At 37.2% G+C, this 23,848-nt stretch carries 25 protein-coding genes; 1 reads left to right on the top strand and 24 read right to left on the bottom strand.

The features are described from left to right. Positions 1–68: 68 nt before the first annotated feature. The 16 genes from EHQ17_RS02310 to EHQ17_RS02225 all read right to left on the bottom strand — a co-directional run bounded on the left by EHQ17_RS02310 (position 69) and on the right by EHQ17_RS02225 (position 12,406). A complete protein-coding gene (locus EHQ17_RS02310; protein ID WP_135595083.1) occupies positions 69–593 on the bottom strand; it encodes a hypothetical protein in 525 nt (174 codons plus the stop codon). Positions 594–849: 256 nt separating this feature from the next. Beyond that, complete coding sequence (locus tag EHQ17_RS02305) at positions 850–1,926, bottom strand: hypothetical protein (protein WP_210414532.1); 1,077 nt, start codon at positions 1,924–1,926, stop codon at positions 850–852. Next, positions 1,923–2,417, bottom strand: coding sequence for a DUF262 domain-containing protein (locus EHQ17_RS19920; RefSeq protein WP_210414531.1), 495 nt, complete (start codon positions 2,415–2,417; stop codon positions 1,923–1,925). The genes EHQ17_RS02305 and EHQ17_RS19920 overlap by 4 nt, the downstream gene beginning before the upstream one ends. A gap of 228 nt (positions 2,418–2,645) precedes the next feature. Beyond that, positions 2,646–3,509, bottom strand: coding sequence for a DUF2806 domain-containing protein (locus tag EHQ17_RS02300; protein WP_135595081.1), 864 nt, complete (start codon positions 3,507–3,509; stop codon positions 2,646–2,648). A 220-nt stretch (positions 3,510–3,729) separates the two neighbouring features. Next, on the bottom strand, positions 3,730–4,071 hold the full coding sequence (gene mazF / locus EHQ17_RS02295; RefSeq protein WP_118971037.1) for an endoribonuclease MazF: 342 nt from the start codon (positions 4,069–4,071) through the stop codon (positions 3,730–3,732). After that, the gene (locus EHQ17_RS02290) at positions 4,065–4,301 is read right to left on the bottom strand and encodes an AbrB/MazE/SpoVT family DNA-binding domain-containing protein (protein WP_135595079.1); all 237 of its coding nucleotides are present in this window, start codon (positions 4,299–4,301) and stop codon (positions 4,065–4,067) included. The genes mazF and EHQ17_RS02290 overlap by 7 nt, the downstream gene beginning before the upstream one ends. A 298-nt stretch (positions 4,302–4,599) precedes the next feature. Continuing rightward, positions 4,600–5,019, bottom strand: a complete 420-nt coding sequence (locus EHQ17_RS02280; RefSeq protein WP_135595077.1) for a putative toxin-antitoxin system toxin component, PIN family — start codon at positions 5,017–5,019, stop codon at positions 4,600–4,602. Then, positions 5,019–5,264: a CopG family ribbon-helix-helix protein gene (locus tag EHQ17_RS02275; protein WP_135595075.1), complete on the bottom strand. Its 246-nt coding sequence runs from the start codon at positions 5,262–5,264 to the stop codon at positions 5,019–5,021. The genes EHQ17_RS02280 and EHQ17_RS02275 overlap by 1 nt, the downstream gene beginning before the upstream one ends. Before the next feature lie 274 nt (positions 5,265–5,538). Next, positions 5,539–5,982 (bottom strand): type II toxin-antitoxin system VapC family toxin, encoded by a 444-nt coding sequence (vapC, locus tag EHQ17_RS02270; protein ID WP_135595073.1) that lies wholly within the window; start codon positions 5,980–5,982, stop codon positions 5,539–5,541. A gap of 14 nt (positions 5,983–5,996) precedes the next feature. Then, positions 5,997–6,197, bottom strand: coding sequence for a type II toxin-antitoxin system VapB family antitoxin (locus EHQ17_RS02265; RefSeq protein ID WP_135595071.1), 201 nt, complete (start codon positions 6,195–6,197; stop codon positions 5,997–5,999). A 624-nt stretch (positions 6,198–6,821) separates the two neighbouring features. Further along, positions 6,822–8,033: a hypothetical protein gene (locus EHQ17_RS02255; RefSeq protein ID WP_135736127.1), complete on the bottom strand. Its 1,212-nt coding sequence runs from the start codon at positions 8,031–8,033 to the stop codon at positions 6,822–6,824. A gap of 280 nt (positions 8,034–8,313) precedes the next feature. Beyond that, positions 8,314–9,492, bottom strand: a complete 1,179-nt coding sequence (locus EHQ17_RS19710; RefSeq protein ID WP_167882472.1) for a hypothetical protein — start codon at positions 9,490–9,492, stop codon at positions 8,314–8,316. 224 nt (positions 9,493–9,716) lie between these two features. After that, the gene (locus EHQ17_RS02245; RefSeq protein ID WP_135736126.1) at positions 9,717–10,232 is read right to left on the bottom strand and encodes a hypothetical protein; all 516 of its coding nucleotides are present in this window, start codon (positions 10,230–10,232) and stop codon (positions 9,717–9,719) included. 4 nt (positions 10,233–10,236) lie between these two features. Continuing rightward, positions 10,237–10,647, bottom strand: coding sequence for a hypothetical protein (locus EHQ17_RS02240; protein WP_135595063.1), 411 nt, complete (start codon positions 10,645–10,647; stop codon positions 10,237–10,239). 214 nt (positions 10,648–10,861) lie between these two features. After that, the gene (locus EHQ17_RS02230) at positions 10,862–11,689 is read right to left on the bottom strand and encodes a DUF6615 family protein (protein WP_135595061.1); all 828 of its coding nucleotides are present in this window, start codon (positions 11,687–11,689) and stop codon (positions 10,862–10,864) included. A gap of 303 nt (positions 11,690–11,992) precedes the next feature. After that, a complete protein-coding gene (locus EHQ17_RS02225; protein ID WP_135595059.1) occupies positions 11,993–12,406 on the bottom strand; it encodes a helix-turn-helix transcriptional regulator in 414 nt (137 codons plus the stop codon). A gap of 71 nt (positions 12,407–12,477) precedes the next feature. Between EHQ17_RS02225 and EHQ17_RS02220 the strand changes: the two genes are divergently transcribed. Beyond that, the gene (locus EHQ17_RS02220) at positions 12,478–12,822 is read left to right on the top strand and encodes a helix-turn-helix domain-containing protein (RefSeq protein ID WP_135595057.1); all 345 of its coding nucleotides are present in this window, start codon (positions 12,478–12,480) and stop codon (positions 12,820–12,822) included. 150 nt (positions 12,823–12,972) lie between these two features. Here EHQ17_RS02220 and EHQ17_RS02215 read toward each other — a convergent pair whose 3' ends face one another. The 8 genes from EHQ17_RS02215 to EHQ17_RS02170 all read right to left on the bottom strand — a co-directional run bounded on the left by EHQ17_RS02215 (position 12,973) and on the right by EHQ17_RS02170 (position 23,561). Beyond that, on the bottom strand, positions 12,973–14,733 hold the full coding sequence (locus EHQ17_RS02215; RefSeq protein ID WP_135595055.1) for an AAA family ATPase: 1,761 nt from the start codon (positions 14,731–14,733) through the stop codon (positions 12,973–12,975). 603 nt (positions 14,734–15,336) lie between these two features. Beyond that, positions 15,337–16,404 (bottom strand): hypothetical protein, encoded by a 1,068-nt coding sequence (locus EHQ17_RS02205; protein ID WP_135595052.1) that lies wholly within the window; start codon positions 16,402–16,404, stop codon positions 15,337–15,339. A gap of 221 nt (positions 16,405–16,625) precedes the next feature. After that, positions 16,626–17,633, bottom strand: a complete 1,008-nt coding sequence (locus EHQ17_RS02200) for a hypothetical protein (RefSeq protein WP_135736125.1) — start codon at positions 17,631–17,633, stop codon at positions 16,626–16,628. 212 nt (positions 17,634–17,845) lie between these two features. Further along, positions 17,846–18,613: a type II toxin-antitoxin system death-on-curing family toxin gene (locus tag EHQ17_RS02195; RefSeq protein ID WP_135595050.1), complete on the bottom strand. Its 768-nt coding sequence runs from the start codon at positions 18,611–18,613 to the stop codon at positions 17,846–17,848. A 275-nt stretch (positions 18,614–18,888) separates the two neighbouring features. Then, positions 18,889–19,896, bottom strand: coding sequence for a hypothetical protein (locus tag EHQ17_RS02190; RefSeq protein ID WP_135736125.1), 1,008 nt, complete (start codon positions 19,894–19,896; stop codon positions 18,889–18,891). A 207-nt stretch (positions 19,897–20,103) separates the two neighbouring features. Beyond that, entirely contained in the window at positions 20,104–21,105 is a 1,002-nt protein-coding gene (locus EHQ17_RS02180) for a DUF2971 domain-containing protein (RefSeq protein ID WP_135595046.1), read from the bottom strand. 106 nt (positions 21,106–21,211) lie between these two features. Then, positions 21,212–22,099, bottom strand: coding sequence for a tyrosine-type recombinase/integrase (locus EHQ17_RS02175; protein WP_246057323.1), 888 nt, complete (start codon positions 22,097–22,099; stop codon positions 21,212–21,214). A 457-nt stretch (positions 22,100–22,556) separates the two neighbouring features. Then, positions 22,557–23,561: a patatin-like phospholipase family protein gene (locus EHQ17_RS02170; RefSeq protein WP_135595041.1), complete on the bottom strand. Its 1,005-nt coding sequence runs from the start codon at positions 23,559–23,561 to the stop codon at positions 22,557–22,559. Positions 23,562–23,848 lie beyond the last annotated feature (287 nt).

The following is a 23,848-nucleotide window of genomic DNA, read 5'->3' as shown; positions in this document are numbered from 1 at the left end:
GTCGCGAAGTTTATAAAATATTCGACTCAAGCCAATTTTTTTGAGAATCCTAATATTTAGCTTGGGTTTTATACAGATTTAAGAATTTTAATTTCCCATGTTTTCGAATTAAGCTGTAATTCTAATTTCCGAGTCCAATTCGTAAACTCTTCACAATAAATAAGTAAATTATCATTTACCCATTCTTTAAATACAATTGAATCCATTTCAACAGGACTATTGATAGACTCCATTGTAGCTAATTTTTTCCCTAACCTTTGAATGTGATAAGAGTCAGCAAGAATAAAATCTCCCTGTGGAGAAACAGTTATAGATTTAAACTGTGGGGACTCCATTATTTCAATAATGTTGCCGACATTCGTGTCTAATAAATATAAACAGTCAGAAGTTAAGACAAGAATCTCATTTCTTGAAGTCGAAATTGCCGCTCCGTAAGACGCCCCTCGGAAGTGACCACACCATTCATCATAGTTATCATTCGTAAATTTTACCCACGACCAATCTGCGGATTTCCAAGCTGAATCGTTATCGTAGATTCGTTCTTTATATTCACCTGATTGTGGTCGGTTAATAATTTCAACAGAGCTAATCATTTTGAACCATATTTTATCTCAAATTTTTATTTGAAATCGTCTTTTTAATAAAAAATTTTCGCGATGCCGCATAACGATCCAGGTTTTCCGACGTCGCTGATCCCGAAGGGACGCGAAACGCATTCTCTGAATCATTTACCTATTACGATTTAATCTCGTGAGCGAAGCGATGTGGCTTTAGCCCGAAGTGAGACCGAGCGGAAGCCGCGAGTGGTGAACGAAGCGGAAAACCGTAGTTAGACGCCGTTTTATTTTTTCAGGTAGTTAACTGACTCGCATTTTTCCAAAGGTTCGTTGCCCTTTCATTCAAATAATTTTCATAATTATCTAGAAAAATAGTATCACTTGAAAACGTTGAATCCAAGATTTCAGTTATGTTAGTTGGTAATTTTTTCTTGTACAAACTTGGTCTATCTCCGCCAATAAAATTATTATCAGACTTAGACAAAAAGCAAAAATTAGCAAGACAATTTATTTGTGCATCTGTTTTACTCAGCGATTTCAAGAATGCCTTCGGGAAAATATGGTGAAATTCATTCCTATTATAATTGCTTAGAACATTTCCTAAAGTAATCGGACTCCCAGAAACAAACGATCTAGGGTTATTTTGAGCTAATTGAAGGACAAAAGTTTTTGTACTAACTGAATCAATCCTAAATTGATTCCTAAGATAAAAGTCTGGAGTAATATCTAACCTGAAATCAGCCAAAACATTACTCTCATTATTTTTCAATTTAATTATTTCTTCAATGTCTTTATTTATGTTTCTTGAAGTACCCGCACCATAACGTTTTGAGAAACTAGTTTTCCAAAACCACCTTAATAAACTCAATCTTTGCTCATCAGTGTAGAGGAACTGTTGATTGCCTGAGATTGCGAAGAATGAGGATAAAGGAACAAGCAACGTCCCATAAGGTAAATTCTCTAATTTTTCGATTCTTAAATTTGATTTAAGAAAATCAATGGCACCTTTTAGCCCATTTCTGACCTCTTCAAATCTATTTCGGACAAGATTCCCATTTAATTCAATTAACGATTTCGCCGATGCGTTTCGCGATATTATCCCGGCGGCACATCTTAATAGAAGATCCACATCTTCTCCTACTGATTTGAAACCAAATGGCTCAAGTTCATCTTGCAATTCTTCAAAATAACTTTGAAGATCAAATTCTTCACTCCATGTCCACGCACCAAGCAATTGAAAAGTATCTAAGTCAACTCCTCTCCTATTTATTCTTTCGAAAACTATTGCAACCTTTGCTTTATCTTCAGTCTCTAAAAATTGAATAGGAATCTGAGATTCTTTGAATTTCGTTTGCAAATCATCTATCAAAAAGTAATTTTTGATTTATCGATTTTTTCCGTGGCTTCTCTATATTTAACACTATCAAATAAACATTTTAAAGGGAAATGTCTTGTAATATCAACGTCCTCATCCCTAAGAGCAAAGAATTGCGTTTCCTGAGCATCAGTTTGCGAAACAAAGTCATAATAAATTTCAAAATTTAAGCTTTCTTCTATAGGACGTAACTCATTTTGGAAAACACCGAAAATAGATGTAATCCTTTGTTGACCATCTAACACATAATCTATTGGCAAACCCGCTTCTTTTTTTATCTCTTCGAAAGGCCCAATTTTCTTTTCATACTTTAAAAACTCCTTTGTTTTCCAGAATAATAAATTCCCAAATGGATATCCCTTGTAAATACTGTCCATTAAATAAGCAACGAGTTCCGGCTCCCAAACATAACCACGCTGGAAGGAAGGAATCCTGATTTGTCCGGCTAAAATTTTTTCGACGAGTTGCCTAATTGTATAATTCATATTTACTCCTTAGTTTTATATAAAATGGCGTATAACGAAAGAGGCTTCTCGACGTTGCGGCCGCAAGCGCTTGAGCGCGATGGGGTTGGCACAAGGTTCGAGTGAGCCATAGCGAACGCCCGCGAACCGAAGTGACAAAGCAATGTGTCGAAGACCGGAGTGAGCCTGAACGGGAACCCGTGAATGGCGAACGAAGCGGCAAGCCGCAGTTATACGCCGTAGCATATACTATAAAAATTTAGGATATGGTGAATATATAATGTAACCCATATTTTGCCACTTTTTTAACAAATAATCAATAGCAGTATCATTAGGTATTGAATAACAAATTCGACTCAGTTCAAGACCCGTTTCTGTTAAGACAACTTTGCCAAGATCAAAGTTTCTTAATTGATCCGTCGGAAAATCCATGAACATTAACTTTTCAAAATATGGAATAGGAATAGAATCTAGCATAATATTAATAGAAAATCCAATAGAGCTATACTTGATAAGTCCGATAGTTTCTAAATGAGCCAAGTGCGAATATAGAATTCCGCATTGCTTTACTTCTTCATCGTATTCATTATAAATAAATACCCTACGAGGTGACAGATTTATTGAAAATGACATCAATCGGGTAAATAATTCAGCATCTTTTTTTTCAAGCGATGAAAGAAAATTTACTGTTCTTTTAGAAAAGGAGCCTGGTTTATTTGACTCACTTGAAAGAACTTTACTCCAAAGAGATTGCATTTCTTCAGTAGTAATTAGCTTAGCTTTATCAAAGAAATTCATTAGCCAATCTTGATCTATATTCTCGGGTTCCGCTGATTCTTTTATTTCTGGAATAGCTTTATCAATTATGGCTTCAATGTTCTCTTGCCGTTTAACTTCTTCGCCTATAAGTCGCTCAATTGCTCTTTTTTGAATATCATGCATTTCAACTTCGGCAGTGGCCCTAATTTTTAAAGCGTCCGCTTCTGCTCGAGCATTTCTCCTTATTCGCGTAGGTTCATAAATAATTCCTACTGCATTTGATATTTTCTCAATCAAAACAGTTACAGGTTTAGAAACCTCACCAAGATTTATCATATTCGATTCATTATTCATTTACTTATCGATTCATGCTATGGCGTATAACGACGTAGGTTTCTCGACGTTTGCGCTCCCGAAGCGCTTGTGCGCGGAGGGATTTAAACTCAGCTTGAGTGAGCCTTAGCGAACGTCTTGCAAGCTGAGTTTAAAAGCAAATGTGCCGAAGGCCAAGCAAGAGTCGCGAAGCGATCTCGAAGCGCAGCGAGAAACCGCAGTTAGTTGCTGTAGCTCGTTATCAAAATATTAATAGTTTAATATTATCTAAAACTTCTTTCAAAGAAGGTTTACTTACCGACTCGATATGCTCTACTTCTCGAATAGTCCAATCCAAATTCTTTATTTGATCGGAAAGAATTACGCCGTTTAGCTTTTTAGATTTAATAACCACTTCGAAAGGATATCCTTTTACTTTACTTGTAATTGGACAAAATATAGCCAAACCAGTTTTTGAATTATATTCTTTCGGTGATAACACAAGCGCTGGTCTTCGACCCATTTGTTCGTGGCCAGCTTGCGGAGTAAAATTTAGCCACACAATATCTCCTTTTTCAGGAATATACTTACTACTCTTTACCAAGCTTCATTACCTACTGAGCTACCTGTTGATATTTCAGAATGAAGATTTTGTTTAGTAATTTTTGAAAGCTTTTCTTCAAGAGATGCCTTTCGCATCGGATAAATAACTATTTTATCGCCTTCATATTGCAATTCAACGTGACTACCGTCATTTATTTCTAATTCAATCGCCATTGCTTTTGGAATTCTAATTCCTAAGCTATTACCCCATTTGTGAACAATTGATTCCATATATACATTATATATACTATTGAAATCTTGTCAGCATTTTTTTTAAATGCGTTAATATGAAAATTAATTGCCGGGCTATGGCAACTAACGAAAGAGTCTCCTCGACGTTGCGGCCGCAAGCGCATTAGCGCGACGCGGTTGGCACGAGGTTCGAGCGACCTTAGTCGCGTCCCGCGAACCGAAGTGTCAAAGCAATGTGGCTTTAGCCCGTAGTGAGGGTCGCATGAGCGATCCCGAACGGAGCGAGGAGACGAAGTTATACGCAGTTGCGGAATTTCGCGACACGGATGTCGCTGAATTAAGTTTCGTTTCTTACTTTAATACTTAAATACTCATCTGGAGTAATGATGTTAAAGTTCTTAATTTTCTGAAGAGTTAATAAATCTTTGTCTCCAGTGATTAAATAGTCTACTTTTGCTGCAAAAGCAGACTCCAGAATGTGATAATCATCTCTATCTCTTAACTCTAAATAATCTTGAATAGGTTTATTTTTAACAAGCACAGTAATATCTCTGATTTCAGATAAAACAATCTGAATAAAATTATCATCAAGTTTGAATTTTGGTTTAGAGAGCGTAGATTCAATCTCAGCTAATATTTCTTTCGAAATATATCCTGTAAAAACCTCATCAATTAAATCTTGGAAAACAAGCCTTGGTTTTCCTCTAAATAAAATAGCAGAGATGTAAATATTAGTATCTAATAATACCTTCAACATTAAGAAGCATTTCTTTTATTTCTAACGGATTTAATTTCATTAAAAACATCCTTTTCAGAAATATTACTTCGATCAGTAACTTTTGAAGTGAAGTCAAAGATGGCTTGCCATCTAGTTTTTTTCTCAATATACGCTCTAGCGGCTTCACGAATCAATTCTGACCTGGACCTGTGTTCCCTCTTTGCAATTTTATCGATTTCTTTTAAAAGTGCTTTTTCAAAGGAAATATTAACAGTCTGATTCATAACCTAAATAATATACAAAGATTGTATGCTTGTCAACCTAATTTCATCCTTTTCGCCCCTACTTCTCGCCACATGGATGCGGCGTCTCCCCCGCAATGTCGACTAACGAAAGAGGCTTCTCGACGTTGCGGCCGCAAGCGCTTGAGCGCGACGCGGTTGGCACGAGGTTCGAGCGAGCCTTAGCGAGCGTCCCGCGAACCGAAGTGACAAAGCAATGTGCCGAAGGCCAAGCGAGGGTTGCGAAGCAATCCCGAAGCGCCGCGAGAAGCCGCAGTTAGTCGACGTTGCGTTTTCTCTTCGATTTTTTATAATCTTCGAAATTGAGAGTTTTTAACTTTGTGATTCCAGAAAGTCGTAAAAAGTCATTATCATAAGTTGCAAGAATTAAATTGTGAGTAATTGCAATCTGAGCAATTAAGGCATCGATTGTCGCTAATACGATTCCTTTTTTAGAAAGTAAGTTTCTTAATTTTGCTGCTTCAATATGATCTTTCTCCGTCGGAGAAAGAAAATTAAAATATCTGAACTGATCTTCTATTTCTGAGAATATTTTCTGATCCTTTATTCCCGTGAGAATTTCCTGAAGAATTATCCCGGTAACAAAAATATCATCTTCGTTTGTAATTATGTGATAAAGGTAAGTTTCCTCAGAATTTAAAGTTTTACCTTTTCTTCTTAAAGCTTCAGACCAAACTGAAGTATCGACTAGTAATTTCATCAAGGTTTGGTGATTTATCTTTTATTACGCGCCTCTTTATAATCGTAACCCTTATCATATTCGACTGAATTAATTAATTTGAGAATGTCTTTCTGCTTATGGCGTTTAATAAATTCAATTAAAGCTAAATTCACAGTCTCACGTTTAGTTCGTAACCCGCTCACCGTGTAAGCTTCTTCTAGTAATTTTGGATCGATATTTAAGTTTGTAGCCATTTTTTTGCTCTTTTAACAAGTCTACACAACTACTTGTGTAGACTTCAAGCAATTTTCTATTCTGAATTCACCCTCTTTTCTTGGTTTTCTTCGTTTTCAAAATCACCGTCAGCTTACGCAATGTCGACTAACGATCCAGGTTTTCCGACGTCGCTGATCCCGAAGGGACGCGAAACGCATTCTCGGAATTACTTCCCTATTACGATTTAATCTCGTGAGCGAAGCGATGTGGCTTTAGCCCGAAGTGAGACCTAGCGGAAGCCGCGAGTGGCGAACGGAGCGGAAAACCGTAGTTATACGCCGTTTACGCGAGCATCTTAAAACGCTTAAAAAAACCATTGCAACAAAATGAAACAAGAACCGCTTTCCCCTTCCCACACTCAGACAAACCACTCCGGAAAAGCGCAGCGGAAATGGCGTATAACGAAAGAGGCTTCTCGACGTTCGCGGTTCTGGAGCGCGCTAAACGCGCGGAAGAATTGGAACGAGGTTCGAGCGACCTTAGTCGCGGCTCGCGAACCGAAGTGACAAAGCGAATGTGCCGAAGGCCAAGCAAGAGTCGCGAAGCGATCTCGCAGCGCAGTGAGAAGCCGCAGTTATGCGACGTTGTAATAGCATAGAATTTCAGAGTGTCCATTCATCGACTTTACCAAGATTTCGATTTTCAAACAATATACCATCAAATTCTTTTATCTCATCTATGATATCCATAGGATTAAATAAAATGCTATCGAAACTTCTACCCGGAGCTTTTCGACCTTCAGTTGCAACACCTAAAAATGTCTCGGTTGCAAATATACCTTTACTTAAATGTAATGCTGCTTGCTCCGAAAGACCCTGCAATTGACTTGTTCGTCGTTCGCGATCAGTTTCATTTGTTATTAGGAAAAAGATTGCTTTTTTTCTAAAAGGAAAAATGAAGTAACGCATCGGATATATATCGGTAGAAGTCAATTTTTCTTTCAAAATCATTTCTACGTTGTAACGCTCAATAGCTGTCAAAGAATTTAGTATTCCTATGATTCGCATATAACTCTGAATCATTTCATTTTTAGTATAACCGTACTTCTCAATACTATATGAAATAGAATTCCTATTTTCTTTTATTAAGATATCAATAAGAAAGCATTCGGCTAATAATTTATCGCGCTCGATTATTCTTGCCGCGTGCTCCTTTACATAAAATTCCCACAAACCTGGCTCAATGATAAGTTCATCGATCTCGCCTTTTCGAATTTTTTCAATTGCATCATATTTCGTTTTATAAACGGCCATTATATCAAGTTCGTTCACAAAGTGTTGCATTGATACTGCCTTTAATACTATTTCTCTATTTTCAAGATAGTGCAATAGATCTCCGCCGGTCTTCATTTCATCACACACTTTCTGTAGGTCTTGTAAAATAAAAATGTGCAAAGCCATTCCTTTGTAGATCTCAAACTTTGTGAATTGAAATCGAAATTCAGGATTTTCATATAGATTGTCTGGTATATTTAACGTAATAATCGAGATTTTAGTTCTAAAATTTACCCAAGGAAGTTCAATATGCTCTTCCAAATGTTTGGCATTTAGAATGACTTTCTCTTTTCTATTAGATGAATTGACCGTTCTATTCAACTGCGACTTAGCATTTTCGTATTTTTTAAAAATCCTTCCTAATTTAATTAGATTAATATCATCAATATCTATATCGATAGATTTTGATTGAATTGTTATAAGTATGTCGTCAAGTAATACAAGAAAGTCTGTTAATTCAATTTTCTTGCCGGATTCCTCCATTAAAGTCGGTGACTGAAAAACAAAGTCTTCACCGACTATTCTATATAGAATATTCAAAATCTCCGTTTCCGATTCTTTGCCATGACTCATAATTTATAATTAGACTGAAAATAAATATTCGGAAATATACTTACAATGTCGCATAACGAAATAGGCTTCTCGACGTTTGCGGTTCTGGAGCGCGCCAAACGCGCGGAAGAATTGGCGCGAGGCTTGAGACGCCTTAGCGTCGTCTCGCAAGCCGAGGGACAAAGCAAATGTGCCGAAGGCCAAGCAAGGGTTGCGAAGCAATCCCGAAGCGCCGCGAGAAGCCGCAGTTAGACGACGTGTTCCAGTTCTATAACTTTGTCATTTTTTCTTGGAAAAGAATTTTCATACACTGCGAATCGCTTTCTAAATTAATCATCCAGCCGCAACCATTTCTATCTGATCCAGTGGATGCAATCCTCCTACATAATTGGCAAAACTCTAGATTTTTACTGATAAAAATTTCATCCAACAAAGCGAAATCGAGGATTTCCAATTTGCGTGGAGTAATTACCTCATAAACATCAATGACTTTATGCTTTTTAGGATCAACTTCTATAGTAATTATTCCAAGACCATTCTCTCTGCATAAATCGACGAATGATTCGAATCTTGTTTCATCATGAAAAAGTTTTTTATCAAACATTGGAATAATTATATACGTATAATTACTTGTTGATTTATAACTTGTGGCTTGACTTATTGCTTCAGATATTGATGAAATCTTATTCGAAGCCTTTAATTCGAAAGTATAGATTTCTAAATCGTCTTCTTTTGGATTAACTTTCTTTTTGAAGCCAACGAAATCATAATTCTGATATTTTCCACCTCTTCTTTCGAGCTGCTTATGCTCTAAATCATCCAATCCGATTAGTGTCTTCAATCTCTCTTCGATTTGATTACCGAGTTCCAATTCATCCTGAGATTCATTTTTATTCAAATATACGTATTCGTTAATTATTTTTGTGAAGATAGGACTTTTACCAGGCTTAAATTTGAATGCATAGCTACCCTTACTAATCGATTTAAATCCTTCCTTAAAGTTGGTTAAGGATATATAGCGAGTATCATCGTCCAAATATTTGAAAAGATTAGGCAACCATTCTTTCAGATAGTCAAAGACATTAGAGTCTTGATCGGAATTATTGTCGCGAAATCCTGAACTATCAATTAAACTTTTTGCAAGTTGCTCTCCTATATTTGCTGGCAGATCAATTGAGCTTAAATTAATTGGTCCACCTTTTCCTTGCACAGTCTGCCACATAATATTAAACTGGCTTTGGTATTCTAAAAAGGATTGCTTAAAGATATTCCAATCATCGTATTTCCTACCACCGACCAAATTCCTCATTATCTCAGGCTTTTCTTTAGCCGCGGTAAATTCCTTTATAGTTATTGAAAAGTCATGTTTATCGCTATCAAGCGCCAATAAACTCTTAAAGACTGAATCCAGTTTTTCAAACGTAACATCAATAGCTTTAATAGCCATATTATTCTCCTTAAAAATGATTTTGGAACATGTCGTCTAACGAAAGAGGCTTCTCGACGTTCGCGGTTCTGGAGCGCGCTAAACGCGCGAAAGAATTGGAACGAGGTTCGAGCGACCTTAGTCGCGGCTCGCGAACCGAGTTACAAAGCGAATGTGCCGAAGGCCAAGCGAGAGTTGCGTAGCAATCTCGAAGCGCCGCGAGAAACCGCAGTTAGACGCAGTAGCTAAAAGTCGATCCGATAATGCGGGATATCCGAAAATAGTCCGAAAATTTTCTGGTGCATATTCTGAAAAAGAGAAGAACAAATATATAATGGTTTCCCATAATTTATTTCAAGCAAATGCTTTGCTTCGAATTTAAGATTCGCGCCATTCAAATCTCGATAATTTGTAAAATAATTACCATGCGGATCATCACAAATATATGTATTACTTTCAGATTCGTAGCCATTAACATTTAGTGAGTGCCAATGCCCTTTTTTATTTTTTATTATTGTAATGGCTCTCCAATCAGCATCAAGCAATCCTTTTAGTATATGTTCATCTCCGAAAGATGTCCAGATTGCAGATGTTCGATCATTCGTATATTTTGAGAAAAGTAAAGCATTCCCAACGATCGTAAATTCATTAGGTGTGGGATAATCTATTACGAGATATTTTCTCAGTTTTTCATATTCTGGATATTTACTAACAATCTTTTTAAATAGGAATCTTTTGTTATTTTGAATAAATTTATACAATTGTTCATTCGTCATTTTTATTTTTTAAAGTGACCCATTTGCCCCTATGATTTCTTATCTTGATAACACCTTCTATCGCATTCGCTAATTGAATTCTTTTAACCACTCCGTTTTCATAAAACTCAACATCGATAAATGTATTCTTTTTATTTTTAGAACTAACCATACCATATAATTCAACTACTTTGTATTTGATTAAATCGTAAATTATTCCTGAATACACAGAGTCTTTTATGAGAATAATTAAAGAAGTTATAAGTACAAAATTATCTTCGCCTCCAAAAGCCAAACCTTCATCAATTACTTCAAAATCGACCTTTTCCGATTCTAAATGTTCTATTACAACCTTCTCATCTTCTAGAAAGATATTGGGTGAGGTTGTCTCAATATTCATTTTTGCTATTTGAAACTTCATTTTAGCTCTAAAAAATAATTTAGCTATTGCGTCTAACGAAAGAGTCTCCTCGACGTTGCGTCCGCAAGCGCATTGGCGCGACGCGGTTGGCACGAGGTTCGAGCGACCTTAGTCGCGTCCCGCGAACCGAAGTGACAAAGCAATGTGGCTTTAGCCCGGAGCGAAGGTTGCATTAGCAATCCTGAGCGGAGTGAGGAGACGAAGTTAGACGCTGTTATTCGGGATCTACAATTAATCTAAAACATGGATTAAATTCATATTGATTACGATTTAGTTCTGACGATCTTTCGCGACCACTTTTAAAGTTTGAAAAATCTGCAAGATCGATCTGTCTCCAATAGTCTATTTCGGGCAATTCATTTTCATCGTAAAAATATCTATATAGGAAGCGTCGCCTATAATCAGGATCCGAATTGTCGAAAGCCAAAAATGCCCAAATAGGAATCTTACGCTTGCAAAGAAATTCATGTAAAGTAATCCCGTGTTTATCAATAATGTTTATAACTTTTGGAATCGATTTAAACTTGTATCCAGGTAAATTACAAAAGGAAAGCCAAATTTGATCGGCTCTTGTTACCGAAATTCCAAACTCACCGTATTTATTTCCTCTCTGGTCATATGCAATTGATTGATAGGCCTTAGTATAAGAATAAAAGAAGTATAGTGGAATAGAATTCTTTCTACTCCCGTAATTAATAAGATTTTGAATCTGAAAAGTATTGTTTTTTAAAGGATGATGAATTGCCCTATATTCTTCGTTGCTATATGAAATCTTTGCTTGAATACAAAACCGTACATATTTTTTTTCAGCGTATCGTAAAAATAGCTCCAAGTCATTTCCATTTGTCTTTTCATTTTTTGCTTCGAATAACTTGATCCCTTTTAAGTTTAGTTTAGCTAAATTATAAAGCATATCTTGCGTGATTGTTGTTTCGAATATTTTGAATCCTTTCTTAGATTGAGCAAATTCAATTCTTTCCCAAGTTTCAACGGAGAATTCCTTCGACCAATTACAGACAGACTGAGATGATAATAAAGACATTCTGCAAATATTCGAATAATAGCGTCTAACGACAAGTGATTGTCGACGTTTGCGGTTCTGAAGCACGCCTAAGCGTGCGAAAGAATTGGCACGAGGTTTGAGCGAACCTTAGTGAGCGTCTTGCAAACCGAGTGACAAAGCGAATGTGGCGAAGCCCAAGCGAGGGGCGCGAAGCGAACCCGAAGCGCAGCGACAATTTTTAGTTATCTGCTGTGCCGTCGCCCCGAATCCTAATCGGCGACGCCAAGGACGGCGGAGATGATTAGTGAGTGCCTATAAAATTGCGATTTAAGATGTAAATAATCACTTCTTTTTCGAAAATTCAGAAGCGACATCGGCTATTATTTTTCTTTGTTCAGGAGAAATCTGTAATAGAGTTTTTACGATTTCTTTAAGCCCTTTTGTATTCTTGATTTTACTGAATAAAACTTTATCCTCATCCATCTGAAAAACCGGTCCTTCATCAGATGTAGAATACAAAACAGGTTTAATCGATCTTGAATCATCTAAAAGCCAATCAAGGTTAACTTTATATCTTTCCTTAAAGGAAGTTAAGAATGTCTGAGACAATGATTCTACTCTACCCTGAATAATATTATTTAATCCTGCTGGAGTAATATTTAACTCAGGAGCGGCTTCCTTTTGACTTTCGCCGTGATCTTGAAGAACTGCTTGTACCTTCTTTCCGACTAATTTTTCAGTTTTCTTTGAGGTCATTAAAAATACACTAATAAAATATTTATATTGACATTAATTCACTTCTGGTGTATCAATGTATCTGGCAATACATGGGCGTTAAATTAGTATCTGGACCGTACCCTCATTCGGAAAGCAGAAAAAGACGCTTCTGGTGGCCTTTCCGCGCCCAAAATCCCTCCTCCGAGCAAACTAAAGCGAATTTTACGAGTGAAATTTCTAAAGAAGAGCAGAAGGCTTTCTTTGACCGACTTAGAAGGGCGAGGATTGAAGCTAATTTAACTCAGGCTCAAGTTGCAAAGAAACTTAAAAGGCATCAGAGTTATATTTCACAAATGGAAACAGGTCAGCGTCGATTATTGATCGAAGACTTTTATATATTATTCAAACTTTATAATAAACCTCCTGAATATTTCTATTCTGTATTTTCTAAATGATATTTATGAAATTGGAGAGTTCCGCCCGAGTAAAATCTGCGAAGCAGTTTTAACGAGGGCAAGAAGTTTAAAAGATTTATCCCGCGTCCCGATCGCGAAGCGTTCGGAGATCTTTGCTCAGTTTGTCTTTTTCTTAGAAACTAAATTCTACTATTCTAATTTATTTAAGTTATGTTGAATATTTCCAATGGTTATATCTGATAATTCAGCAATAATTTTATTTTTTTCTCGACTATAATAAAGCTGAGCAATCACTTTTTTTAAAGCTGTATTTGGATCCAAATTTAGGCGTTCTTTTAACATTTTAATATCTGTACCATAAAACAGTTGCTCTAATTCAACTTTGTTACTATTTTTTAGCGGAAGAGAATAAAGAAAAAAATATCTTTTTGAGAATTCATTCCCAAAGAATTCTTCACATTCCTGAAAAACACGACGACCTTCTTCATCATTATCCCAAAAAACATAAAACTTCTTCTTCCATGCAAGCAAAATAGAAATAAAGTGTTTAATTGAATTTGCGCCAACGCACGGCATAAAAGCTCGTTTTTTGTTTTTGTTAAACATTTCAAAAACAAAAAAATCTGTGATCCCTTCAACCAACACAATAAGATCATGGCTTACATCCAATGGAAACGGTCGAAACTGTAGCGCGTCATACAATGGTTGAAATGCTAAACGTAAATTTGAGCTATTTTTTTCATAATCGAAATATGACCTGAGGCCAATACTTTTATCTTGATTTTTATCTGCGATTCTTATACTTCCAAGAGGTATTACTTCGGGATTTAAAAGATAGTGTGAATGAGTACAATAAATCACTTTATTGAATTCAGATAGAGAAACTAACTTTTTGCACAGCTTTTCTTGCGCAGATGCATGCAAATATGAGCCTGGCTCATCTAACAGATAGATCGTATTGTATTTTGAATTTGGGTTTTCTTTTGGATTAAATTCTAATTTCATTACAAAGTTAAAAAACCAATAAAACCCTTTTGATCGATCTCTAATAAAGAAATACCGCTCATTTCCATCTATATCAGTCTCTATAATTTCGAATTTTAAATATTCACGTTGTCTATTTTCAGAGTCATTTTCTTCAACATAATCGATCGAAATCGTCAAACTATCTTTTTCTTCCAATTTAAAATTTTTCCACTCATTGGTTAATGTCTTATTAAGATTATTCTTAACTTGAGCCAAAACACTCTTCCTTTCTCTTACTTCTAAATCTTTAAGATTAAAAACGGAGAAATTTTTAGCGGTCTTTTTAAACAATGTCTCCACAATTTCTAACCAGCCGTAGTAATCCCCATTTTCGTCTTTAATAATCTCGACTTTTTCTTCAATTGAATCACGAAAGTCATCAAAATATAGGATGTAAGGTAAGTAGTTAATTATCTTAGTACAAAATAAATGATCATATTGATCGTTACCAAAGGAAAAATCACGTAAGTTGTAAGTTTTAGTCGTTAAATTTCTCGAGACTATAATTCGTCTAGGCAATTCTTCGATTTTTTTCTTCTTAGGTTTAAATATTTGGTTTTCGTGGTTCTCACTCGCACCCGCTGGCTGTTGTGTTGCTTCTCGTTTTTCAAGTATATTCTTTTCAAATTCTTTATTTGTCTCTTTAATAAAATTATCAATTTCATCTTGGTCGATTTCAATCTCGGCTGAAATTAAAGGTGCGGCCGCTTGCGTTTTATATAAATTCTTTGTATCTTGTAAATGTTTCCCTTTATCATTCAAAGAATCATTGTTAAAATCAAATGCAAATATAGCATTTAAGATCGTGGTTTTTCCACATTCGTTTACACCAATAATTGGTATGAGACTTTGCTTTTCGAGTGAGACAGATACCTCTGAAGTAATTGCTCGGTAGTTCTTTAATAAAAATTTAGTAATATGCATTTTATTTCTTCTAATAGAATATATTCAAAAATCAATAATTTATTACGTATTTTATTAAACGGCTTGGTTCGCCAGCCAAGGACGGCTGGTGTCTTGATGAGGGGCGCGGCATTGCAGATAACGATCCAGGTTTTCCGACGTCGCTGATCCCGAAGGGACGCGAAACGCATTCTCTGAATCATTTACCTATTACGATTTAATCCCGTGAGCGAAGCGATGTGGCTTTAGCCCGAAGTGAGACCGAGCGGAAGCCGCGAGTGGCGAACGAAGCGGAAAACCGTAGTTATACGCCGTTTACGCGAGCATCTTAAAACGCTTAAAAAAACCATTGCAACAAAATGAAACAAGAACCGCTTTCCCCTTCCCACACTCAGACAAACCACTCCGGAAAAGCGCAGCGGAAATGGCGTATAACGAAAGAGTCTCCTCGACGTTGCGGCCGCAAGCGCATTAGCGCGACGCGGTTGGCACGAGGTTCGAGCGACCTTAGTCGCGTCCCGCGAACCGAAGTGACAAAGCAATGTGTCGAAGACCGCAGTGAGCGCGAGCGGGAACCGTGAGTCGCGAACGAAGCGAGGAGACGAAGTTAGACGCAGTCATGCATCAATAAACCGGAATCTCACCGACATTCGAGCTAAACCGCACAGCAATATCCTTTTTCATTCTATTCTTAAATCTTTCTAATAAAATATTTTCTCGACCCGATAAATCAACTAGTATCGCTTCCTTAATGCTAGTCATACTTTCGAATACTTCAGAATCAATTTGATTATTGTCGCTTGGAAATGAATAACCCATCACTACCAATCTTTCAATTTTTGAAGCTGCATCTTTAACAAATCTTTGATAAGTATTTATCGTTCCGCTTTTTTCAAAGGCAAATCTAATATAGTTTTTAATTTCTGAATTTGAATATTTAAGAATTCCATAATGCCGAATTGCTCTTAAAATCATTTCTTCTGTATTTTTATACGTCAAATACTGGCCATAATGATTCCATTTTCTATACGCATCAGTTGGAACTAAGTAACCTGCAGAACCATTCAATTTAATAATTGTATGGGAATTATCAATATTTATTGAATCTGCATCTGTATTTTCATTACCAGGTATAATATTCAAAAGTTTTAAAGCATAACGAAATTTATGTTCATCTGCGTAAATGCTTTTAATATGCTTACAAAAAGATAATTCAAATTGATTATCATAATTCCAGGAGAAAATAATTGGATTATTGAAAAGTTGAGTAGGACTATCGACCGACTTTATTAGTTGGGATAAAAAATTCCTTATGCGCGGACTTATTTTTGAATCGTATCCTTCGATATTTGCTGAATGATCAATACTTTGTTCAACTAAAAAGTATGAAGAAATTACATTTTTAATCTTTGCCAAAACTTCCGGTTGGTCTTTATTTTCGATAGCATAGGTATCAATTGGAATCCCTCGACATTCCTCCGCTATTTCACGCCAATCTGTAAACATTTCTTTGCTTAGATTACTAATTTTCTTACCATAAATGTAATCGCCCGCGTCATCGAACATCTCTTCTGGAAACTTGAATTTAAGTTCTAAGGCATTCGCCAAATATGCCAATCTCGTTGGTAGATCAAGAGCCAAAGGAATACTCTCTTTACTAATTCCAGCGCCAAAATAATATCCAATCCTCATAATAATCCCTTTTGCATGATTGCGTCTAACGAAAGAGGCTTCTCGACGTTCGCGTTCCCGAAGCGCTTGTGCGCGAAGGGATTGACGGAGGCTTGAGCGAACCTTAGTGAGCGATTACAAGCCGAACGGCAAAGCGAATGTGGCGAAGCCCGGAGTGAGCGCGAGCGGGAACCGTGAGTCGCGAACGCAGTGAGAAGCCGAAGTTAAGCGCCGTTTGCATTCTACCAAAAGAGCCAATGGAATGGAAAATTGTATCTTCTTGGATATCCAATTATTCTTATTCCAGATTCGAGTGCCTCTTCGATTTTTAAAACTATTATTCCATCATTCCCTATAGAAACATAATTATTGAATAGTAATTCTCTTACTGGATTTGTCTCATTGACCCAATTTCTATATTTTGTGCTATAGTTGCCAGTTAAACTGTTTGTTAATACAGTTCTTTCTATACCAATGTAAAAACTAGGAAAGATAAAAGGACGAATTAGAAAACTACGATTATCATACTCAATCTCTATCGAATTGCTTGAATCAAAGTTATAAAAAGGATAATAAATTGATTTGAGAATATTTGAAGATTCGATGGTAATATTGAATAAACCGCTTGAATCTGGATCAATGATATTGCCCTCCGATTTATTTCCAATTACGAAAAGGCAGGCTGTTTTAGTCTCAGGGGTCTTGCTATTAATTTTATCAATTGTATTAACTTGATTGATTGCATGCTGATGTTCACTTGTCGAATATTGGCTTCTACATTTTGTTTCTAGCACATGATATAAACCATTCGTATCTATTCCGATAAAATCGGGCTCCCTGGCTTTTTTCGTAGTTATTCCAACATTTGGTTTAATTGTATGGTTTAATGATTTGTTTTTGCTAATTTGAAGATTAGCATTCTTTTTAAGTTTAATAATTGTTTCAATTTTCAACTCCTGTTCGGAATATATTTTCAATAAGGCTTCTCCGGTTCTATAAGAAATGTTATCTTTATCACTTTTTTCTAAAGTTTCGTACCGTTCCGTATATTTTAAATAATCTTCCTTTAAATGTAAATAATTTAGAGCCTGAGCGCCTAGCTCAATATATCGAAGAAGTCCTTGTTCTTTTTTCGAATAAGAAGCAGTAACGTAACATCTTAAAAAAGACAAATATGAAAATTTTAAATCCACCTTATTATTAAGATGAGAAAATTTCTCTGAAAAGCCTGATACTCTAAGTTTGATCATATTTTTGCAAATGGCGCTTAACGACGTAGGTTTCTCGACGTTTGCGTTCCCGGAGCGCCTGTGCGCGAAGGGATTGACGGAGGCTTGAGCGAACCTTAGTGAGCGATCACAAGCCGAACGTCAAAGCAAATGTGCCGAAGGCCAAGCGAGAGTCGCGGAGCGATCTCGAAGCGCTGCGAGAAACCGCAGTTAGACGAAGGGCATTGAATTAATTAAGTTTTTGCCAAACGCTTTAAAACCGTCTGATTTTTTACAATAAAAGCATCTAATGCAGAAGCGAATCCGTAAAATGTAGCCGAATCAACCCCATGTTCTTCAGTTAACAAGGCTGATTCACGAATATTCTTTAAAGCTCCCTTACTTATTATACTTCCTTCCCCGTGATATGGTATAGTTCTTAAGCGGATTCGACGTTCTTTACCAAAAAGTTTTTTAGTAATTTTAACTACATCAATATAGCTAGTCATTGGATTTTCCAAAACTATATCAAATTTTTTCAAAATCTCTCTAAGTTTTCTGAAAGTAATAACACGGTCTCCTTTTTCGATTTTTCTAGTTTTTTTCTTTATCCATTTTGTCATCTCAGCAATTTCTATATCTTGATCAGGACTCCCCTTGGAACGTGAAAAATTGTGTGAAGCGACATCTAAAATAAAATTATATAATTCCTTTTGGTTCGTCTCTTTGAACGTAATCCCATTTTTATATAAATGACACATTAGAGCGACTAAACCAGCTCTTTTATTTCCATTATGAAAAGCATGATTTGAAGTTATTCCATAGCATAATGCAGCCGCATTAGAAATGGGAGTATTATATAACAAATTTCCGTTAAATCCTGCTTGCTGTTTATAAATCGCTGATTCAAGTAAATTGATATCCTTAATACCTGAAGGGAATATTGGATCTCCTGATTCGATAAAATCATTAACTAACTCTTGATGAATTAGCTTTGCTTCATCAAATGTAATATAGTCCATAGGCTACCAAATACTCCCTTGATTTAGAAAACTTAACAAACACACTCCCGTTGCAAAAAAGTATATCAATGCCTTTCGTCTAACGAAAGAGGCTTCTCGACGTTCGCGTTCCCGAAGCGCTTGTGCGCGAAGGGATTGACGGAGGCTTGAGCGAACCTTAGTGAGCGATTACAAGCCGAACGGCAAAGCGAATGTGGCGAAGCCCGGAGTGAGCGCGAGCGGGAACCGTGAGTCGCGAACGCAGTGAGAAGCCGAAGTTAAGCGCCGTTTGCATTCTACCAAAAGAGCCAATGGAATGGAAAATTGTATCTTCTTGGATATCCAATTATTCTTATTCCAGATTCGAGTGCCTCTTCGATTTTTAAAACTATTATTCCATCATTCCCTATAGAAACATAATTATTGAATAGTAATTCTCTTACTGGATTTGTCTCATTGACCCAATTTCTATATTTTGTGCTATAGTTGCCAGTTAAACTGTTTGTTAATACAGTTCTTTCTATACCAATGTAAAAACTAGGAAAGATAAAAGGACGAATTAGAAAACTACGATTATCATACTCAATCTCTATCGAATTGCTTGAATCAAAGTTATAAAAAGGATAATAAATTGATTTGAGAATATTTGAAGATTCGATGGTAATATTGAATAAACCGCTTGAATCTGGATCAATGATATTGCCCTCCGATTTATTTCCAATTACGAAAAGGCAGGCTGTTTTAGTCTCAGGGGTCTTGCTATTAATTTTATCAATTGTATTAACTTGATTGATTGCATGCTGATGTTCACTTGTCGAATATTGGCTTCTACATTTTGTTTCTAGCACATGATATAAACCATTCGTATCTATTCCGATAAAATCGGGCTCCCTGGCTTTTTTCGTAGTTATTCCAACATTTGGTTTAATTGTATGGTTTAATGATTTGTTTTTGCTAATTTGAAGATTAGCATTCTTTTTAAGTTTAATAATTGTTTCAATTTTCAACTCCTGTTCGGAATATATTTTCAATAAGGCTTCTCCGGTTCTATAAGAAATGTTATCTTTATCACTTTTTTCTAAAGTTTCGTACCGTTCCGTATATTTTAAATAATCTTCCTTTAAATGTAAATAATTTAGAGCCTGAGCGCCTAGCTCAATATATCGAAGAAGTCCTTGTTCTTTTTTCGAATAAGAAGCAGTAACGTAACATCTTAAAAAAGACAAATATGAAAATTTTAAATCCACCTTATTATTAAGATGAGAAAATTTCTCTGAAAAGCCTGATACTCTAAGTTTGATCATATTTTTGCAAATGGCGCTTAACGAAAGAGTCTCCTCGACGTTGCGTCTCCGAGCGCCTGTGCGCGAAGGAGTTGGCACGAGGTTCGAGCGTCCTTAGACGCGTCTTGCGAACCGAAGTGGCAAAGCAATGTGGCTTTAGCCCGGAGTGAGAGTCGCATTAGCGATCTCGAACGGAGTGAGGAGACGAAGTTAGACGCCGTTGACGATTTAAACATTCAGAGACGATTTTTCAAGCTTAAGCTTAACGCCTTCCTTTTCAATTACTCCAAATACTACCTCAATAAACCAATCTTCAGCATATGGTGAAACCACGATTTCCGTGATCATTTGTTCAATATCAGCTTTAATATACTTACCATTAAATGTAGCTTGCATATTCATCACATCTGGCGGTTTATTTTCTGTTTCTTGTAAAATATAACGCACTTCATTTTCGTAACGATAAGCGCTGTGTTTTAAAAGATATGATTTATAAATTTCTGCTTTAAGAACGTGCCGAAGAAACCAATCAACATCTGGTGAAGGTTTAGAATTTCCGTCAGCCGCCATCATTAAATTTCTCGCAATACTAATCGGATCATCAATATATTTAACATGATTAAGAGCCGAAATATAACTATGTGTTTCGTTACTAATCGGTAATGTAAGACTGGATTTTAGCTTTGCCGGCGTGCTCTTTAACGCTAACCCTTTATTGCCGTATATTCTCCACATGCTCTCAGACTCACCAGAATTTTCATGCCAACAATATATTGAAATTGGTTTTACCAGAAGACCAGGGAGCTTTGAAGCTAGTATATGATGATTCACCTTGGATTCGAGAGTTCCTAATTCTGATATTGCTTTTTGATCAGAATGGATTAACAATCTTTCTAGATTATAGATATATTTCTCAATATATTCACTATTTTCATAGCCAGCTTTTGAAGCATACACTGCTGCCACACGCGCAATGTACTGATATCTTGAAGAGTTATCGGGAAAATAAAGTTTATTAAGTGTTTGATAAGGTTTTTCAAAAATGGATGATGCCACATTCATCATTCGGTCCATACTTATCTCATGTGATTTAAGTAGTTTGCCTTCTCGTTTATCCGAAAATTCATTTGGATTTGAAAAATATACCTCCTTTCGCTGCAACATTGAGCAGAATTTCGGTAAGTCCAAATATCGCCAGAGTGTTGTATTTTCTTCAGGTTCAGTAAACATTGTCAATGGCGTCTAACTCCAACTCGCCGTATGGCATATAAGAAAGTAAAAGGCGAGTGGCTTGTAAACCGCAAAAAACCAGAGAAAGTAGAACGGCGTATAAACGCTAGTCGGATTTTCTGTTTAGAATGTCGAGTGGACTTTCGATTTGGGTCACGCGCACTTGACTGACTCGGGCGTAAATTTCGGTGGTTCGAACGCTTTTGTGACCGAGAAGGAACTGAATGTGTTTGATGTGAGCCCCCGCTTCGAGCAGATGTGTCGCGAAAGCGTGCCTTAAACTGTGGATACTCGCGTTTTTTTTAATTCCCGCTTTCTTTTTCGCGTTCTCGAAAATTTTCTCAGCAGTACGAATATGAAGCGGATGGGAAGGATCCTGTCCCGGAAAAACCCAATCTTCATAGGGATGTGCGTTTCTGAAATTCTCCCAAAGAGATTGGCAGGTTTGAGAAAGCATCGTAAATCTGTCTTTTTTACCTTTGCCTTCTCGAATTTTCACCGTTTTTCTCGTTAGGTCGATGTCACCCGGTTTAAGACGCACCAACTCGCTCACACGAAGCCCGCTTGCATAACAAAAGGAAAGCAACATCCTGTGTTTTTCGTTTTCCAAAGAGTTTAGAATTTTAGAAACTTCTAAAGTAGATAGAATGTCCGGAAGTTTTTGGGTCTTTTTAGGACGTGGAATATCCGTCAACCACGGCTTACCGAGAAAAACGCCGAAATAGGAATTGAGCGATTGAATTCTCGCGACGACGGTAGCGGCACTCAAACGTTTTTCCAAAAATGAAAATTCTATAAAAGAATGGATATCCTCTTTCGAAATTTTTTCGGGTCCCTTACGCGCCCATTTTAGAAGAGAAAGCAAATTCGAATAATAAGAACGGATTGTGCTCCTCGAAAAATTCCCCAGTTTTAATTTCCGAATCCAAGGTCGAAGGGCAAGTTCACCCTCCAACTCAATCGTAGAATTTTTTAAACCGAGAAACCGGTCCAAAACCTGTTCCGAAAAAGGAAGCACCCAAAGTCTTTGATCCGGATCCCATTTTACCTTCGGAAAAGTTCGAACAAAGTTATAGGCTACTGTATCGTACCGAAAACGGATTAAGAGGAATCTTCCCCTTCGCTCTAAACGGAAGTGCATAGGGAAAGAATAAGAAATACTAAATAAATGTATAGTAAAATTCGATAGGGGTTATCTATAGCTTCGCCCCATAAGTCCCATCGGGTTTAAAAAACGCAACGCCAGGTAGTATACGTCAAGGAATTTCCCGTCATTTTACCATTCTTTTTTTCCTTTTTTCATAAATATACTACTTTCATCGCCTTTGTTTCTTTAGAACGGAATTTCTGCGAACGAAGTCGCATACGAAAAATAAGGCATGACGTTTCCGTGTTTTTTCGGAGAAACGCTGGAGTTAGAAAGAAGAAGGGAAATAAAAAAAGGAAATAATTTATTTCTGTCGAAACGAAGAGACAGCTTTGGCCCAATCGCGTTTGAGATATTCGAAGATTTTCTCCTTGTGGATGCGAGCGTCCTGTTTTCCGAGTTCGTAGGCGCGACGCACCCCGACCGGATCGGTGTAATCGAAGGAAGTGATCGGCAACGGTTCGGAAGGCATTTGAAGATAACATCGTTCCAATAATTTTGGATCCTTACCCACGACGGTCGTGTTTTCGTAGTAGATTCCGATCGTTTTTCGATCCGGGGGAAACGCCTCCAACAAAAGGTTATTGGTCAAACCCCCGTCCAAATAGTATTCCTCCCCTAAACTTTGCACGGACACGACGGGAGGGACCGAGGAGGAGTTGAGTATGATTTGTTCCACGATATCGGAGTTTTCGAAATCTTTTTCCGTAAATAAGACTTCTTTCATATTCCAATTTCTGAGTACTCTTTGCATACGTTCCGTGTTCAATCCCCTCAGACGATCCCTTTCGTCTTCCAGAAAAGCCTTCGCCGTTTCCGCGATCAACCTCGCCAAACGGAATTTATTCTTCAAGGAATTTTCCCTAGGAATGGCGCGTAACGTGTGAATGAACACCTTCGTTCCCGATTCTACGATCTTGCGAAAATCCATTCCGAAACGTATTGTCTTTCGGTACATTTCCTCGTGGGGGAAAGCGCGTTCTCCTTTGAAAAGACGGCTTAGATAGAAATTGGCCGGATTTTTGCGGACGATGTTTTCGAAGAAGGAGACACATTCTTCCTCGTCGCCGCACAACAGACAAAGAACCATCGCCGCACCCGCAGAAACTCCGGAAACCTCCCGGAACTTCAATCCCCAGGATTTCATTTCGTGCCCGAAGCCGAGTCCGTAAAAGGCCTTACATCCCCCGCCCGCGATCGCAAAACAAATTTCGTTTTCAAGCCAAAGACCTTGGAAGGCGCCTCCGAGTTTGGACTGCGTTTCTTGTGTTCTTCGATAGGCCGTCGAATCGTCTATGACAGGGGGCATTGTATTCTCCGAATCGGGATCAATCCCTTTTTTACCATTCTTGAATCGTTCTCTTTCGAAGGAAAAGAATTTATTTTCCTTCTTCGTTTTAGATAACCCCGAATCGCCGTAAAGAACTCCGTTCGTTTTCGTTGCCTTTCCCTTCGTTGTTTCTTCTGAGTTTTTAACCGCGGAGTTGGACGAAAGAAATTCGGACGATCGCTCGGCGGACATCGATGATCGAATGCGATAGCGATTGCAGCGGAAATTCCGGAGGAATTGGAGCGTAAAGCGCGGTCGCGAACCTA

The organism is Leptospira gomenensis (assembly GCF_004770155.1).
Lineage (GTDB): Bacteria > Spirochaetota > Leptospiria > Leptospirales > Leptospiraceae > Leptospira > Leptospira gomenensis.
This window is presented reverse-complemented; position numbering and strand designations above follow the sequence as displayed.

What these genes read in the sequence shown, in the direction of transcription:
- EHQ17_RS02310 (WP_135595083.1), bottom strand. Translation starts at nt 593, where the DNA reads ATGATTAGCTCTGTTGAAATTATTAACCGACCACAATCAGGTGAATAT.
- EHQ17_RS19920 (WP_210414531.1), bottom strand. Translation starts at nt 2,417, where the DNA reads ATGAATTATACAATTAGGCAACTCGTCGAAAAAATTTTAGCCGGACAA.
- EHQ17_RS02300 (WP_135595081.1), bottom strand. Translation starts at nt 3,509, where the DNA reads ATGAATAATGAATCGAATATGATAAATCTTGGTGAGGTTTCTAAACCT.
- EHQ17_RS02290 (WP_135595079.1), bottom strand. Translation starts at nt 4,301, where the DNA reads ATGGAATCAATTGTTCACAAATGGGGTAATAGCTTAGGAATTAGAATT.
- EHQ17_RS02280 (WP_135595077.1), bottom strand. Translation starts at nt 5,019, where the DNA reads ATGTTGAAGGTATTATTAGATACTAATATTTACATCTCTGCTATTTTA.
- EHQ17_RS02275 (WP_135595075.1), bottom strand. Translation starts at nt 5,264, where the DNA reads ATGAATCAGACTGTTAATATTTCCTTTGAAAAAGCACTTTTAAAAGAA.
- vapC (WP_135595073.1), bottom strand. Translation starts at nt 5,982, where the DNA reads ATGAAATTACTAGTCGATACTTCAGTTTGGTCTGAAGCTTTAAGAAGA.
- EHQ17_RS02265 (WP_135595071.1), bottom strand. Translation starts at nt 6,197, where the DNA reads ATGGCTACAAACTTAAATATCGATCCAAAATTACTAGAAGAAGCTTAC.
- EHQ17_RS19710 (WP_167882472.1), bottom strand. Translation starts at nt 9,492, where the DNA reads ATGGCTATTAAAGCTATTGATGTTACGTTTGAAAAACTGGATTCAGTC.
- EHQ17_RS02240 (WP_135595063.1), bottom strand. Translation starts at nt 10,647, where the DNA reads ATGAAGTTTCAAATAGCAAAAATGAATATTGAGACAACCTCACCCAAT.
- EHQ17_RS02230 (WP_135595061.1), bottom strand. Translation starts at nt 11,689, where the DNA reads ATGTCTTTATTATCATCTCAGTCTGTCTGTAATTGGTCGAAGGAATTC.
- EHQ17_RS02225 (WP_135595059.1), bottom strand. Translation starts at nt 12,406, where the DNA reads ATGACCTCAAAGAAAACTGAAAAATTAGTCGGAAAGAAGGTACAAGCA.
- EHQ17_RS02220 (WP_135595057.1), top strand. Translation starts at nt 12,478, where the DNA reads ATGGGCGTTAAATTAGTATCTGGACCGTACCCTCATTCGGAAAGCAGA.
- EHQ17_RS02215 (WP_135595055.1), bottom strand. Translation starts at nt 14,733, where the DNA reads ATGCATATTACTAAATTTTTATTAAAGAACTACCGAGCAATTACTTCA.
- EHQ17_RS02205 (WP_135595052.1), bottom strand. Translation starts at nt 16,404, where the DNA reads ATGAGGATTGGATATTATTTTGGCGCTGGAATTAGTAAAGAGAGTATT.
- EHQ17_RS02200 (WP_135736125.1), bottom strand. Translation starts at nt 17,633, where the DNA reads ATGATCAAACTTAGAGTATCAGGCTTTTCAGAGAAATTTTCTCATCTT.
- EHQ17_RS02195 (WP_135595050.1), bottom strand. Translation starts at nt 18,613, where the DNA reads ATGGACTATATTACATTTGATGAAGCAAAGCTAATTCATCAAGAGTTA.
- EHQ17_RS02190 (WP_135736125.1), bottom strand. Translation starts at nt 19,896, where the DNA reads ATGATCAAACTTAGAGTATCAGGCTTTTCAGAGAAATTTTCTCATCTT.
- EHQ17_RS02180 (WP_135595046.1), bottom strand. Translation starts at nt 21,105, where the DNA reads ATGTTTACTGAACCTGAAGAAAATACAACACTCTGGCGATATTTGGAC.
- EHQ17_RS02170 (WP_135595041.1), bottom strand. Translation starts at nt 23,561, where the DNA reads ATGCCCCCTGTCATAGACGATTCGACGGCCTATCGAAGAACACAAGAA.